Annotated in this window: 13 protein-coding genes; 5 read left to right on the top strand and 8 right to left on the bottom strand. The window is 39.5% G+C overall.

Annotation, left to right across the window (positions count from 1 at the left end; all coding sequences use genetic code 11):
- Positions 1–68 precede the first annotated feature (68 nt).
- Positions 69–2,369: a TonB-dependent receptor gene (locus ACFSKL_RS15310; RefSeq protein WP_376887198.1), complete on the bottom strand. Its 2,301-nt coding sequence runs from the start codon at positions 2,367–2,369 to the stop codon at positions 69–71.
- Between the two features lie 369 nt (positions 2,370–2,738).
- Here ACFSKL_RS15310 and ACFSKL_RS15305 point away from each other — a divergent pair, with 369 nt between their 5' ends.
- Positions 2,739–3,962, top strand: a complete 1,224-nt coding sequence (locus ACFSKL_RS15305) for a S8 family peptidase (protein ID WP_376887197.1) — start codon at positions 2,739–2,741, stop codon at positions 3,960–3,962.
- A 54-nt stretch (positions 3,963–4,016) separates the two neighbouring features.
- Here the strand turns inward: ACFSKL_RS15305 and ACFSKL_RS15300 are convergent, their stop codons facing one another.
- The gene (locus ACFSKL_RS15300) at positions 4,017–4,235 is read right to left on the bottom strand and encodes a DUF3820 family protein (RefSeq protein WP_376887196.1); all 219 of its coding nucleotides are present in this window, start codon (positions 4,233–4,235) and stop codon (positions 4,017–4,019) included.
- 182 nt (positions 4,236–4,417) lie between these two features.
- On the opposite strand from ACFSKL_RS15300, the gene ACFSKL_RS15295 reads away from it, so the two are divergent.
- On the top strand, positions 4,418–5,815 hold the full coding sequence (locus ACFSKL_RS15295; protein WP_376887195.1) for an alpha/beta hydrolase family protein: 1,398 nt from the start codon (positions 4,418–4,420) through the stop codon (positions 5,813–5,815).
- Between the two features lie 441 nt (positions 5,816–6,256).
- Here the strand turns inward: ACFSKL_RS15295 and ggt are convergent, their stop codons facing one another.
- The 3 genes from ggt to ACFSKL_RS15280 form a co-directional block, all read right to left on the bottom strand.
- Positions 6,257–7,957, bottom strand: a complete 1,701-nt coding sequence (gene ggt / locus ACFSKL_RS15290; RefSeq protein WP_376887194.1) for a gamma-glutamyltransferase — start codon at positions 7,955–7,957, stop codon at positions 6,257–6,259.
- 1 nt (position 7,958) lies between these two features.
- The gene (locus ACFSKL_RS15285) at positions 7,959–10,322 is read right to left on the bottom strand and encodes a S9 family peptidase (protein ID WP_376887193.1); all 2,364 of its coding nucleotides are present in this window, start codon (positions 10,320–10,322) and stop codon (positions 7,959–7,961) included.
- Between the two features lie 84 nt (positions 10,323–10,406).
- Positions 10,407–10,739 carry an Hpt domain-containing protein gene (locus ACFSKL_RS15280; RefSeq protein ID WP_376887192.1) on the bottom strand — a complete coding sequence of 111 codons (333 nt, stop codon included), beginning with the start codon at positions 10,737–10,739 and terminating at the stop codon, positions 10,407–10,409.
- Positions 10,740–10,995: 256 nt separating this feature from the next.
- On the opposite strand from ACFSKL_RS15280, the gene ACFSKL_RS15275 reads away from it, so the two are divergent.
- Together ACFSKL_RS15275 and ACFSKL_RS15270 are read left to right on the top strand one after the other, a co-directional pair.
- Complete coding sequence (locus ACFSKL_RS15275) at positions 10,996–11,157, top strand: hypothetical protein (RefSeq protein WP_376887191.1); 162 nt, start codon at positions 10,996–10,998, stop codon at positions 11,155–11,157.
- Positions 11,158–11,244: 87 nt separating this feature from the next.
- Positions 11,245–11,892 (top strand): DUF7255 family protein, encoded by a 648-nt coding sequence (locus ACFSKL_RS15270; protein ID WP_376887190.1) that lies wholly within the window; start codon positions 11,245–11,247, stop codon positions 11,890–11,892.
- Positions 11,893–12,085: 193 nt separating this feature from the next.
- On the opposite strand, the gene ACFSKL_RS15265 is transcribed toward ACFSKL_RS15270, so the two are convergent.
- Both ACFSKL_RS15265 and ACFSKL_RS15260 read right to left on the bottom strand, forming a co-directional pair.
- Positions 12,086–12,703, bottom strand: coding sequence for a deoxynucleoside kinase (locus ACFSKL_RS15265; protein ID WP_376887189.1), 618 nt, complete (start codon positions 12,701–12,703; stop codon positions 12,086–12,088).
- A gap of 69 nt (positions 12,704–12,772) precedes the next feature.
- The gene (locus ACFSKL_RS15260) at positions 12,773–13,663 is read right to left on the bottom strand and encodes a 3-hydroxyacyl-CoA dehydrogenase family protein (RefSeq protein WP_376887188.1); all 891 of its coding nucleotides are present in this window, start codon (positions 13,661–13,663) and stop codon (positions 12,773–12,775) included.
- Positions 13,664–13,763: 100 nt separating this feature from the next.
- Between ACFSKL_RS15260 and ACFSKL_RS15255 the strand changes: the two genes are divergently transcribed.
- Entirely contained in the window at positions 13,764–14,591 is an 828-nt protein-coding gene (locus ACFSKL_RS15255) for a CvfB family protein (protein ID WP_376887187.1), read from the top strand.
- Here the strand turns inward: ACFSKL_RS15255 and ACFSKL_RS15250 are convergent.
- Positions 14,588–14,947 carry an arsenate reductase family protein gene (locus ACFSKL_RS15250; RefSeq protein WP_376887186.1) on the bottom strand — a complete coding sequence of 120 codons (360 nt, stop codon included), beginning with the start codon at positions 14,945–14,947 and terminating at the stop codon, positions 14,588–14,590. The genes ACFSKL_RS15255 and ACFSKL_RS15250 overlap by 4 nt on opposite strands.
- Positions 14,948–15,036: the final 89 nt, after the last annotated feature.

Raw genomic sequence — 15,036 nt, 5'->3', positions numbered from 1 at the left:
TTATAATTATACGTGCAATTATGTTGCAAATATAATGCAATTAGGTTGCAATAAAAAGTATACGGCAATTATCTTATTGAAATGGGGATTTTCACATTCACAGTTATGTTCCTACCTTGCTCTGGAAGGTTCAAAAGTCTATATCTGCTTAGGTGGTTCAAATAGAACTCATTTGTTAGGTTTTGTCCTGAAATCTGGAATTGGATTTTCTGTTTGTACAGGATCGTGTTCCAGCTTATTCCTGCTCCCAGAAGTTTGTATCCTGCAGTTTGCCTTTCATTTCTATCAACCCTGTTTTGGTCAGATGCAAGTTTACCTTCCAGAAACAACCTCATTTTGTCAAGTATTTTTGATTCTAGTGGTAAGCGATAATCTATCGATGCAAAAGTACTGAACGGAGGAGTCAAAGGAAGTGGTAAACCAGTATTGAGATTATGGCTGTCCACATACTCAACTCCGATGTTAAAACCTATGTTTTTAATTATATTGAAGTCGGCACTCAATTCACTTCCTGCAAATATTGCATTGTTTTGTCGATACTCCCATAGATCACTTGCTCCAGGTAATGGAGAGAATCTCCCAGACGGAGCGAGGTAAATAAAGTCATCAAAATACCCGATAAATGGACTGAGATTAATGGAGACTTTTCTGTTTGAGTAAGCAAAATTCAGATCTGCTTGATAGCTCCTTTCACTTCCAAGGTTGGCATTGCCTACTTCATGTCTGAAATTCCCATGGTGGATTCCGTTGGAAGACAGTTCTATCGGTGTGGGAATTCGATATGCTGATCCAAGGTTGAATTTTAAGTTAAAGTAGTTTTGAAAAACCCATGACAGCCCAGATGAAGCACTCCAATTGATAAATGATTTCTGGATGTCAGGATTTCTTTGGTCCATTTCTCCAGTTGGGCGGGAATTTCTATAGATAGGTTGCAGGTGTTCTTGAATATCATGATAGGCACCATCAATTCTTGCCCCTGTGTTGAAGATCAGGTTTGATCGGAACTTGATTTCCCTAAAATAAAAGATTCCACCCTGTAATGACTCATAACTTGGTAGTAAAAATTCAAACCCACTGTGTCTGTTTCTGGAAAACTGTGTGTTAAATCCTAAAATGGCTTGTCCTTTATCGCTTTTTTGCTGGCTTATCCTGGCATTGGCTGTAAATACATCCAAATCCAATGAAAGCGCCAGGTTTCCAAAAGGATTGTCGGGAGCAACTTCTTGTGAATGAGGGAAAGAATACTCTTCCCTGATGTTTTTTTGATATCCCAAATCCAATTCCAGCCATTTGTCATCCAACATGATACTATTATTCCAGATTACCTTCATATGGGAACTTTCCTGCCTTGGGATGTCAATATTCCTTGAATCCCCATCGGGTCTCAGATTATAGGAGCGGGGGACACCAACTGCACCGACAAAGATCCCAGCTTTTTGTTGAAACCTGCTCACTGTCAAAGTAGAATAGCCCCATTGCTTTTTGACTCCCCCCATTACTGAAAAATGCCTTTCTGATCCAGCTGTGTTTTTTAGTCTATTTTCATATATAGGAAGGACAAAACCTGCATAGTTAAAACTCTCGGCAGGAATTCTATAATCTGCAAAATCCTGCATGGTAAATCTTCCACCAAATACGAAATCCCCTTCATTTCCCGCAATGGAAGCTGAATTGGAGAACATGTCGTTGTTGTTTCGGTACATACTGGTGACTGTTGCTTCAATCTCACCATCCTGCTTGAATGCTGGAGGGGATATATTGATCACACCCGCCATTCCATCAGAACCATACATCAAGGATGCGGGGCCTTTGATGATTTCTACCCTGTCTACATCAAAAGGATCAATCTCCAAACCATGATCTGCTCCCCATTGCTGTCCTTCCTGCTTGATCCCCCTGTCATTGATCATAATCCTGTTGAAACTCATTCCCCTGATTACAGGCTTTGATATGCCTACACCAGTATTGATGGTGCTGATTCCCGGGAGTTTTTCCAGTGTGTTTGCAAATGTCCCTGCATTGTTTTTTTCAATGTAATCCCTATCTATCACCAAAATAGTCTGTGATTGTTCCAAAGGCCCATTTTTGAATGGATTGGCTTCTATTGTGAGACTTTCCAATTGGATGGCAGATGCAATCATTGTAGTGGAAAATTCCACATCAGCATCTTGGATAGTCAAAGTCTGGCTTAGGGACTTGTAACCTAAATGTGTAACATGAAGGTGGTAATTTCCAGGCCTTAGCTTATTGATTTCAAAATTCCCATCAATATCGGCGGCTGTTCCTTTTCCCAATTCATGGATAAAAACAGATGCCATCAATCCCTCTCCAGATTCGTCAACAATCTTCCCGGTGAGTTTGAAATCCATTTTTTGCCCATTTGTATGTTGGACAACAAATAGGACCAGGATTAAAATAAGGTATAAATGGTACTTTGAGTGATGCAATGGAAATCGAAGTAAAATGCAAAATTAAGTGTTAATTCATACAAACACTAATCAAATGAAACAAAGTTGCATAAAATTGAATTTTTATTTTTACCGACTAGATTCCCGACATAATTCATCCGAAAAAAGAAAATTATTTAAATTTTATCATTAACTATATGAAAAGTATTATATTCTGTTTTAATGTGTCTAAACAGTATTATGTACTAATGTTGTGTTGGCGAATATTGTTTGTTTTTGTAAATGGAATATTTAAATTGGAAAATTAACAAACATAAACCCCTATATATTATGAGAAAAAACTGGTACAAATTTAATGGTAAGAATGCGCTGATTGCAGCATTTTTCTTTGGTTTAGTTGCTACATCTTGTCAGGAGACAACAGAGGAGCCAAATTTTGATAACGATTTGGAATTGGCATCTCTAGAAGATAGAGGGAAAATTATTCCTGGTAGCTATATTGTAGTTCTGAATCCAAGCAGCATCAATTTCAGAAAAGATGGTTCGTATGCTGATGTCAATGCTCTTGCGAAGAAAAATGCGGAAAGTATTTTATCGAAACATAGAATCTCTATCAATAAGTTGGAAATGTCATATGGCTCCGCGATTGATGGTTTTTCTGTAAAATTGACTGACTCAGAATTGTCCTCATTGTCAAAAGATCCTCAAGTTGCATATATCGAACCAGACCAAATTGTAACAATTGGTCAGGGTAGGCCTGGCGGCGGCGGTGGAAATACTTCACCTTCCCAAACAATTCCATATGGTATCACCAGAGTTGGTGGTGGTCAAACTTACACTGGCTCGAAAAAAGCCTGGGTTATCGATACCGGTATTCAGTTGAATCACCCAGACCTGAATGTTGATCAGACAATTGGTTTTTCGGCATTCACAAAGGGGAAAGATACAGGTTTTGATGATGGAAATGGTCATGGTACGCACGTGGCTGGTACAATTGCAGCAATCGACAACAGTATTGGAGTAGTAGGAGTAGCTGCTGGTGCAATTGTGGTTCCGATCAAGGTTTTGGATTCCAGAGGTTCAGGTTCCAACGCTGGTGTAATTGCCGGAGTTGACTTCGTTGCAGCAAATGCAAGTGTTGGGGATGTTGCAAACATGAGTTTGGGTGGCGGAGTGTCTACAGCACTGGATAATGCAGTGATTTCGGCTTCTAACCGGGGCATTAAGTTTGTAATTGCAGCAGGAAATTCAGGTGCGAATGCAAACAATTATTCTCCAGCAAGGGCAAACGGTGCGAATATTTACACTATATCAGCTATGAATAGTTCAGATACTTGGGCTTCATTCTCCAACTTTGGGAATCCGCCAATTGACTATTGTGCTCCAGGGGTTGGAATCAACTCTACCTGGATCAGCAGTGGTTATAGATCCATAAGTGGCACTTCTATGGCGGCTCCGCATGCCGCTGGAGTTTTGATGTGGGGCAATCCAAGTACTGATGGTTTTGTAATTGGTGATCCTGATGGAAATCCGGACCCGATTATCGTAAGGTAATTGCCTGAAAAAATCAATATTTATCCAAAAGTCTGATCAGAAATGATCAGACTTTTATTTTGCTATTTTTTTGAGTTGGTAAAGAATATCCTCCAATCCATTCAATCTAATTTCATAAAGTGTATGTAGCCACATTCCCAATTTTCCTTCCGGAAAACCCTTTCCATGCATCCACACCAAATAATGTTCAGGGATGTCACAGAGCAATCTTCCTTTGTATTTTCCAAAAGGCATCTTTTTGGTCACCAAATCCATCAAAATTTCTTTATCCATAAAGTAAAATTAGTAGAACTTTTTCAAAAGGCTATTTGTATTTGCCCATTTCAAGAATTAAATGGGGAATAATTATCCACAAAGGTGGAAGTAAGTAGTATTCAAGCAACTAAAAAGAAAAGTAAATATCCATTATCACCTTAGTTTTTATATTATATTCGAAGAAATAAATATACACCATTATGAAATCTTTACTTTACGTTTTGGGATTGCTGGTTTTGATCAATTTCAATAGTTTTTCGCAAGATATTGCAGGTAGCTGGAAAGGGGAGTTGAGAGTAATGGGGCAGACAATTCCATTGGTGACACACTTTGAAGAAGTGGATGGTGAATGGACTGGAAAAATGGACAGCCCAAATCAGGGAGCGATGGGTATTCCAATGAAAAAAGTCCTTGCCAACCAACTTATGGTCAGCTTTGAAATGAGTATGGGAAATGCTTCTTATGAAGGAGTGTTGGAAGGGGGTGTTATTAAAGGCAGTTTTTCCCAAGGAGGAATGAAATTCCCCTTGGATTTCATAAGGGTAAGTAAAGAAGAATTGAAAGAATCAGGACTAAAAAGACCGCAAACACCGGTCGGACCATTTGATTATGATATACTGGAAGTTGATTTTGAGAATTCATCTGATGACATTGAGCTGAGGGGTACTTTGACAAAGCCAAAAGGGGAAGGGAAATTTCCAGCAGTTGTCTTGGTGACAGGTTCTGGACCCCATAATAGAGATCATGAAATATTGGGACACAAACCATTTTGGGTAATGGCAGATTACTTGACCAAAAACGGTGTGATTGTATTGAGATACGATGAAAGGGGAGTAGGGGAATCTACTGGGGATTATTCTGCTGCAAATATAGAAGATTTGAAAAATGATGTAGTTTCAGGAATTGGATTTTTGAAAAACCATCCTGCTGTTGATCTGGGGAAAATCGGAGTTATCGGACACAGTGAAGGCGGTTTGATTTCTTGGATCCTTGGTTCGGAAGGTCATGATTTAGCCTTTTTGATTTCTTTGGCTGGTCCTGTAGTTCCCATTAAGGATTTGATGACTAAGCAAACAGAAGAATTAGTAAGAGTCGCAGGAGCATCTAAGGTAATGGTAAAAGCCGAAACCAATAAAAACAGAAAAATTTATCAAGCTGTCATCGACAGCAATTCAGATGAAGAATGGAAAGCCGCTTTAAAGCCAATTTTTGAAGCTTCACTGAAAGAAATGAATGTTCCGGAAGGTCAATGGTCCAATGCAATCAACAATGCCCAAAAAACCTACGAAAGCCAGTTGACTCCATCTTTAATTTATTTCCTGAAAATGAATCCTGAAAACTATATTAAAGAAATTGATATCCCAGTATTTGCTGGATTTGGTACTAAGGATTTACAGGTTGTAGCAAGCCAAAATGGAAATAGATTGATAGAATTGTTTGAGAACAAGCCTGGTTTGCTTTCGCTAAAAGTATATGATGATCTGAACCATCTATTCCAAACAGCAAAGACTGGCTCTACAAACGAATATGGCTCTATTGAAGAAAGTTTCAATGAAAAAGTACTCGCCGATATTCTCAAATTCATTAAAGAGCAGTAGTAGGGTTTTACCACCAAGATCGAGAAGTAATACAAAGGGGGAATATGTGATTGGTTCCAATCCAAGAAAACAACCCTTTGTGTACCCTCGCATCCCCTGCGGTAAAAAAACAACTGCCGCCAAGGTTCGCAAGGAGGTGCAAAGAGAAAATATGGAATTGGTTCTAGTCCAAGAAAAGAATCCTTTGTGTACCCTTGCGTCCTCTTCGGTAAAAAAACAACTGCCGCCAAGGTTCGCAAGGGGGCGCAAAGGGAAAATATTTGATTGGTTCCAGTCCAAAAAATAATTCTTTGCGTACCCTTGCGTCCTCTGCGGTAAAAAAAAAGAACTCCCTCTAAGGTTCGCAAGGAGGAGCAAAGGGGGAATATGTGATTGGTTCCATTCCAAGAAAACAATTCTTTGCGTACCCTTGCGTCCTCTGCGGTAAAAAAAACTTTGTGCTTAGTACCCCACCGCTGTGTCGTCACCTCTTGGATCGGCGCCTCCTTCCAGTTTTCCGTTTTTCAATACCAAAATAGCATCTACTTTTCCAATAATTGGTGATGGAGATTCATTGATCAGGTATCCTTTCGATTTTAAAGCCTCCAAGGTTTCTGCTGTGAAAACATCCTTTTCAAACCTAATTTCATCCGGCAACCACTGGTGATGGAATCTTGCTGCATTGACAGCCTCTTGCATGCTCATGTCAAATTCGAGGACATTCAGTATAGTTTGGACTACTGAGGTCATGATCGTCGATCCTCCGGGAGTTCCTACTATCATCAATATTTCTCCTTCTTTTTCTACCAAAGTCGGAGACATACAGCTGAGCATTCTCTTTCCTGGTTCTATCTGGTTTGCTTCTGCACCGATTAGCCCAAACATATTTGGTACGCCGGCTTTTGCGGAGAAATCATCCATCTCATTGTTCAAGAAGAAACCCAAATCATCACAGAAAAGCTTGGATCCAAATGCACCATTCAGTGTGGTGGTAATCGCAAGCGAATTTCCAAATTGATCCATGATAGAATAATGTGTGGTCTCCTCACTTTCTTGAAATTGGATGTTCCCTTGGGAAACATCTGAAGAAAGCGTTGCTTTGTCTTTTGTGAAAGTTGACATACGATCTCTTAGGTAGGATTTATCCATCATCTGGGCCAACGGAACTTCCACAAAATCCGGATCCCCCAGATAGTAACTTCTATCTGCATAAGCCCTGCGTTCTGCCTCTACCAACACTTGGATATATTCCGGGGAATTGTGACTCATTGACTTTAAGTCAAAGCCTTCAATCATCCCGAAAATCTGGGCAATGGTAACTCCTCCGCTACTTGGCGGTGCCATGGATATGATCCGATGTCCTCTGTATTCGAATACGATTGGTTCTCTCCATTGCGCTTCGTAAGAGGCAAGATCTTCCAAAGTCATGATACCACCTTTTTCCTGAAGGAAGTTGACCAACCTTTGGGCTGTTTCCCCTTTGTAAAATTCATCCCTTCCATTTTTGGCAATTCTTCTCAAGGTTTCAGCCAAAGCAGGATATTTGATGGTGTCATTGGCATTGAATTCTTGAGCGAAAAGGGAGTTCTCCCCACTGACTTCTGCTATGATGCTTCTGCTGTACCGAAGTCCAGAGGCTTGCTTTTCGGTCACTATGGCTCCTTTTTCTGCAAAAGCTATCACAGGCTCCAAGATTTCTTCCAGAGGCAAGGAACCAAATTTCCTATGCACTTCCAAAACTCCGGCAACAGTACCGGGAACACCCACAGCAAGTGCTCCCGTTGTACTAAGACCTGGAATAACTTCACCTTTTTCATCCAAATACATATCTCTGGTAGCTGCCAAAGGAGCTTTTTCCCTGTAGTCTATCGAGCCAATACTTCCATCATTCTGTCGATAAACCATAAAGCCACCACCTCCCAAATTCCCTGCAAACGGAAATGCGATGGCTAGAGAAAGCTCCGTCGCAACCATTGCATCGAATGCATTTCCACCTTTTTGAAGTATGGAAATTCCTATTTCAGAAGCTTCTTTCCTTGCGGAAACTATCATTGCTTTCTCCGCAATCAGGCCAGTTTGAACTTCTTTGGTCGGTACATTTTTACAGGCTGATAAACAAAAAAAAGTAATCAGCGCTAACCCGAAAAATGATTTGGTTTTCATATTATTTCAGTAATGTGTTGTTGAATAATTTCAAAATACGCTTGTACTCATCTGTCCAGCTGCTAGGCTCTACAAAACCATGGTCTTCTACTGGATACACTGCCATTTCCCAATTGTCTTTTTCCAACTCGATCAATCTCTGTGCAAGCCTTACTACATCCTGAAAATGTACATTGGTATCGATCATGCCATGTGCGATCAATAAGTTGCCTTTCAATCCCTCTGCGAAATAAATAGGAGAGGAGCGTTTGTATGCAATGGGATCATTGAATGGTTCGTTCAAGATGTTGGAAGTATAGCCGTGGTTGTAATGAGCCCAATCTGTAACTGAGCGCAAAGCAGCGCCAGATTTGAAACTTTCTGGAGCGTTGAAAAGTGCCATCAAGGTAATGAAACCACCATAGCTTCCGCCATAGATGCCGACTCTTTCAGGATCTACGCCATGATTGTCTGCCAAATATTTTGCACCATCAACTTGGTCCGAAAGGTCTTTACCTCCCATGTGTCTGTATATTCCCGTTCTCCAGTCTCTTCCATAGCCGGCGGATCCTCTATAGTCAATATCCAACACTGTATATCCCAAATCTGTCAAAAGGTTATGGAACATATATTCCCTAAAATAGCTTGACCACCATTTGTGGACATTCTGCAGGTAGCCCGCACCATGGACAAATATTACAGCCGCTCCGTTGCTTTTTTCTGCGCTTGGTTTATACAACCTTGCTGGTACTGAAGCTCCATCTTGCGCCGTGAAGTTCACCAACTCCGGCTCTCTCCAATTATAGGATTTAAATTCTTCTGATTGGCCTGAAGTTAGCTGTTTTGCATCCTCTTTCGCATTATTTGGTTTTAGATACAATTCCCATGGCTTGTTACTGTATGAATACAGGATTGCAATGTGTTTTTCATCGGGGGAAAGACTGACATCATTATTCCCTGTCATGCTGGTCAATTTCTCCATTTTTCCACCCATGAGCGGCATCTTGTAGAAATGTCTTTCTCCAGGATGGATTTCTGATGTGGTCAAATACCAAGATTTCTGATCCTTGGAAATAAATGGGCTGAACACCTCATACCGACCACTCGTAAGCGCTTTTTTCTTTCCTGTAGTGATATCCAAGATATACAAATGCGAATAGCCACTTTCTTCTGATTGGAAATAGATGTGCCTGTTGTCCGGCAACCAGCCCAAAGTACCTCCCCCAAATGCATATCCAATACCAGGACCGGCAATCCAGGCTTCGTCCCTTTGCCTATCGAGTACTTTCAATTCAGCTGTTTTTAAATCCAACTGTGCGATCCATCTATCTTTATTGTCAGCAGACCTGATGTTTACAATAGCATATTTTCCATCATTGGAAAAAATAGGGGATGAAACAGTCACTGCTCTGTCCTTTTCTTCCCAAGTTTTGTCAGGATAATCTTTGGTGTAATCGGGCAAATCTTGAATACCAGTCAATTGGTTGACTTCAATGATAGTCACCTTTTCATTTTCGATGTCATAAAGTGCCAACTCAACTTTCATCGGTTCATCGCCCACTTTTGATCTGGTATTGATGTCTGTCGTGTAGCCCGAAGCGTGGGTATAATCTGGGACTACGGTTCGTTTCCCATCAGCTCTGGTGATTAGGTTGAATGTGGCATATCTTTCATCAGGACTCAATTGGAGGGATGTAGCTGATTTGTCTCCCAAATAGTAAGCAAATGCCTCTTTTTCGGCAGTAGCTTCTCTGTATGCTTTTGACAATTCTTTCTTATCTTCCCTTTCCTTGATCACTTGAAGCAGTTCAAGGTTATCTTCTTTTAGCCAATCGTCCCTATCATTGCTTTTTGGACCTTCTTTTTCTGATGGTTTGCTTCCTGATTTGATATTGGTTATCCTGTTGATTTTACCAGTCTGCACATCCATGACATATAGATTGTCATTGGACTCAAAAGAAATTCGATTTTCATTGGCAAGAAATTTTGGAGTGCCAATTCTATCTCCCAAATGCAAAAGTGTTGTTTTTTTACCTGTAGCTACTTCGTAGAGGATTATTTCACCATCTTTTACAAACACTTTTTTTGTTTGGTCTTTATTGCTGTTTGCAAAACTTGGGATAAATTGGCGTTGTTCTGCCAATGTTACTTTTTCTATTTTATCAGACTTGTTGACTGCTATTTTGTACAAAGAATCAGAAGGGTTGCCTTCCGGATTGTAATTGAAAAGAATGGATTTCCCCTGATCATCCCACCTTACATTTGATGGGAAATTCCCCATCCACTGGGGGTCTTTCATAATCTTTTCTACAGTCAATTCTTCTTGCGAAAAGCCAAAAAGAGCAAAATTGAATAAAACGAATACAATTAGTGACAGTTTCCTCATATGTTCAGTATTTTTTCTTAAAAATAATGATTCAGAAGAAGAAAAAATGAAAAAATTTATGGATGGTTGAATTACTAAAGGAACCTAAAGCCCTTCAAGGAAAGTATGCAGTTCCTTTTCTATAATTTCAATATCCAATTTTAGCTTTTCGAAAGTAGGATAGGAGTTTTCCAAATCCTTCTCTATTGATTCAAGCAGTTTCCGGGTGTCTATGGCTCCAATATAGCTCATGCTCGGTTTGGCTTTATGGCATTTCTTTTTTATCGAATCAAAATCCCTTTCAGCATAATATTGGTCCAAACCTTTTAAATCATGTAAATTGGTATCTAATATTATCTGGATCATTTCCCTCAACATTTCTTTGTCATCATCACCGAAATACTGAAATATTGATTGGGGATTTACTAACTGGTACATAATAGAAACGTGAATTTAAACACCCAAAACAGTTTGAATGTCAGATTGGTTTTAGGATGGTGAGACAATATTTGCTTTTACCAAAGCAATAAAACGAAAGTTAGCCATTTTTTCACAAATTGATAAATTTTATTTTTCACCAAATCCCATGATACCTTAAACCTTTTTACAATGGATTTTTAATCCATCCTGAATGTATTATTTTTGCACAATCGAAAACTGAATAATTCAAATAGCTGTTAGGATACTGTAAAATATGAACAAGAATAAGCTCATCTTTCTGATAATGGCAGTGTTGTTTTTATTGGCAATGTGTTGGATTGGATATGACATTTCGACCAGGACCACTTTTCCAGGCTCCAAAGGAAACTTAAAGGAAAGAATGGCGCCAAGTGATAGCTTGGAGACGAATGAATAAAAGGGTTTTGCTAGCTTTGCTGCTGGAGTCAAAATCATACGCATCCGTATCAGCTGTGTGTAAAAGCTAATCTAAATACTAAATCAATTGCACCAAATAAAAGTAGATCACCTGATTCAAATTTTACGGGATTCTGATTTTCAGATCGAAGAAGAATTTTATATAAATGTCAATAATGAGTATTTAAAAGGAAAAGGAGAGACTTTGCTTGCAGAGGTTTTTGAAATCCTTGGTGGCAATGTCCATCAATTTCCATTGCTCGAAAGGCTTAAATTTGACTTCAAGATCAACAGGTTTTTGTTTATTTATGATGATCCTGTCCACTTTAATAGGTATAGACTATCTACTTTAAAATCAGAACTTTATGATACTTTTTCTTTTGCTTGGTCGGATAGCTATAAGCGGCTTTGCAGGACTTTTGAAAAAGATTGTCTGAAGTCGGGATTGCAAGAGCGGGTATGGTTTGGGCCTCCTATTGCCAGCAAGGTTTTCGGTAAATCCGAAGAACCGGGGGATCTGTCGGGAAATGGTTCTTCAGGTTGGAAACTCAATGCATACAATGATGCACAATATGATTTGTTGACCAGGTTACATGGTTATAAATTGATCCGGATACCTGTTTACGAAAACATCATGACTGGGGGAAGCTTGAAAAAAATCGATGATTTATTGTTGAATCCAAAGGAAGAAACCTATCAAGCCATCAAAAACTGGTTGTTCAGGAAACTGGTTTGACAGAAGTTGGGAAAGTTATCAGTTGAATAGTCAAATAGTTGATTGGTTTGGGTCCGAACTGACTTATGGTCTGAAAATCAAATCATAGATCCAACCAAAAATCATTCAACCATTAACTGATCGACTGATAACCAATCACCGATAACTTTTTTTAACCTAAGCAGGCTTGTTGATTTATTTTCATCCCAATATGTTAGGAAAACAGTCCGTGGATTTCCCTATCCACCATACCTACTATGGATGAAAAATCCTCTTGGTTAGCGACAAAATCCATATTGTTGACATCTACAATCAAGAGTTTCCCCTTGTCATAACCAGCTATCCAATCCTCATAGTGGGTGTTTAGGTTTTTGAGATAATCAATACGGATCGCATTTTCATAATCCCTTCCTCTTTTTTCGATCTGACCTACGAGCTTGGGAATATCCGCCTTCAGATAGATCAGCAAGTCAGGTGCTTTCACAAAATTGATCATCGAGTGGAACAGATTGAGATAATTATCATAATCCCTCTGGCTGATAAGGTCTGATTTGTAGAGGTTTGCAGCAAAAATGTAGGCATCTTCATAGATTGTCCGGTCCTGGATGATGGATGTTTCACTTTGTTGGATAGCATTGATCTGGTTGAATCGGCTATTCAGAAAATAAACCTGCAAATGGAATGACCAACGTTTCATATCTTCATAAAAATCTGATAGATACGGATTGTTTTCAACTGCTTCAAATTCAGCTTTCCAGCCATAATGTTTGGAGAGTCTTTCTGTGAGGGTAGTTTTTCCGCTACCGATATTGCCTGATACTGCTATGTGCATGTTCTTTGTTGAAAAGTGAAAGAGGTTGTTTGATAAACCCCTTTCAAAAGTTTGAATGCTATAAAGTGATTATTTTTTAAATTGGGAAGATACCACCACATCTTTGCTTCCCGCAGTGTATTTGTAAAACCCTTCACCCGTCTTAGCACCTTTGAAGCCAGCTTCTACCATATTTACAAGTAGGGGGCATGGCGCATATTTTGGATTTCCAAAGCCTTCGTGAAGCACTCTCAAAATGGAAAGACAGACATCCAGTCCTATAAAGTCGGCCAATTGCAAGGGACCCATTGGATGTGCCATGCCTAACTTCATTACAGTGTCTATTTCTTCTACACCTGCCACACGCTCATAGAGTGTATAGATCGCTTCATTGATCATTGGCATCAATATCCTGTTTGCCACAAATCCCGGATAATCATTTACTTCAACAGGTACTTTATCCAACTTCCTTGACAAATCCATGATCTTGTCAGTAACTTCATCCGAAGTAGCATATCCTCTGATGACTTCGATCAATTTCATGACAGGTACTGGATTCATAAAATGCATCCCAATAACCTTGTCAGGCCTTGAGGTCACAGCTCCGATTTTGGTGATGGATATAGAAGATGTATTGGAAGCCAAGAGAGTGTGTTCAGGACATAGCTTGTCCAACTCCCTGAATATGTCCAATTTGATAGTCACGTTTTCAGTAGCCGCTTCCACAACCAAATCTGCATTTTTCACACCATCTTCCATCTTTGTGAAAGTCTTGATATTGGAAAGGGCTTTCGATTTTTCAGATTCGGTGAGCAAGCCTTTGGAAACTTGTCTGTCCAAGTTTTTACCAATGGTTGCCAATGCTTTTTCCAAAGCATTTTGGTTGATATCGATCATGGAGACTTGGTATCCGAACTGTGCGAAAACATGCGCTATGCCATTTCCCATTGTTCCTGAGCCGATTACTGCGATATTTTTCATGTATAATATGGGTTTATATGTTCTTTTTCGATTCTCAAATCTAAATTGATTCACCTCGTTTTCCAATTTCTACTTCAAGTAATTTAATTACCTTTGGGGCATGAAAGAATTGGGGAAAATCAATAGTCTGTTGATCAACAGGTTTACAGCAAATGGAGCTTATTTGGCACTTCATGATGGTGAGGAAGTTTTACTGCCAAAAAGTTACCTAAAAGAAGAATTCAAAGAAGGACAAGAGGTTGAGGTTTTTGTATATACAGATAGTGAAGATAGGCCTGTGGCGGTGACCAATCGACCAGTCGCTTTGTTGGATGAATTTGCCGTGATGGAGGCAAAAGAAATCACCCGTTTTGGGGCATTTATGGACTGGGGATTGCCCAAGGATCTATTTGTACCGAAGTCGGAAATGCATGTGGACATGGAAGAGGGGGAGAAGTATTTGGTAAGGGTCTGTATGGATTTCAAAACCGACAGGTTGATAGGAGTGAGCAAATATGAAGATTTTCTGGAAGTTGAAACGCGGGGATTTGAAGAAGGCCAAGAGGTGGAAGCATTGATTTTTGCCGAAACTGATTTGGGATTTAAGGCTTTGATAGAGAATGCTTTTGAAGGTTTGATCTATAAGAATGAAGTTTTTGTACCCATAGGATTGGGTGATGTTGTCCGTGCATTTGTCAAAAAGAGGAGGGAAGATGGCAAGCTTGATCTGAGACTGGAACCAGTCGGTAGGGAAAAATACGAAGAAGGGGCTGAAAAAATCCTTTCTGTTTTAAAAGTAAAGAAATTTTTGCCCCTTCATGATAAATCATCCCCAGAGTCTATCAAAGAGTTGTTGGGAATGAGTAAAAAGCACTTTAAGCAGTCAATAGGTCAATTGTATAAAGCCAAACTTATCAAGATTCTTGATAATGGAATTGAAATCGTCTAGCTCAGTTTGAGGATTTGATTGGGAGAAGTACAAAGCACTGCTTTGTTTTTCATGATGGCTATTGGCGCTTTGATCAAATGCGGATAGCGGATCAATATCTGCAGCCAACTTTCATCATCCCAATTCTTTCCTGCAATGTGAGTTTGGTAATCTGGATGTGCCCTATTGAGCAGATCCTTCGGTCTCAATGCCAGTTTGTCAAGAATATTCCTCCATCCCGTGCTGGTAATCTTTTCTTTGTCCATGTTGATCTCATTGACGTGATTTGCCACTGCACGCGCAAATGCCCTCACTTGTTTGTCAACATTATGGGATGGGTTGTAGTAAAAGAACAGTTCGTTTGGGTGCATTTTCATTATATTTAAAGTCTAATAAGGTATAATTTAGAGCAATAATTTGACAATTCAAAATTATATAGCTATTAAATATTCGAGATCGATATTTT

The organism is Belliella marina, assembly GCF_042682445.1.
Lineage (GTDB): Bacteria > Bacteroidota > Bacteroidia > Cytophagales > Cyclobacteriaceae > Belliella > Belliella marina.
Note: the sequence above shows the minus strand (reverse complement) of the source record. Positions and strands in the feature narration are given on the sequence as shown.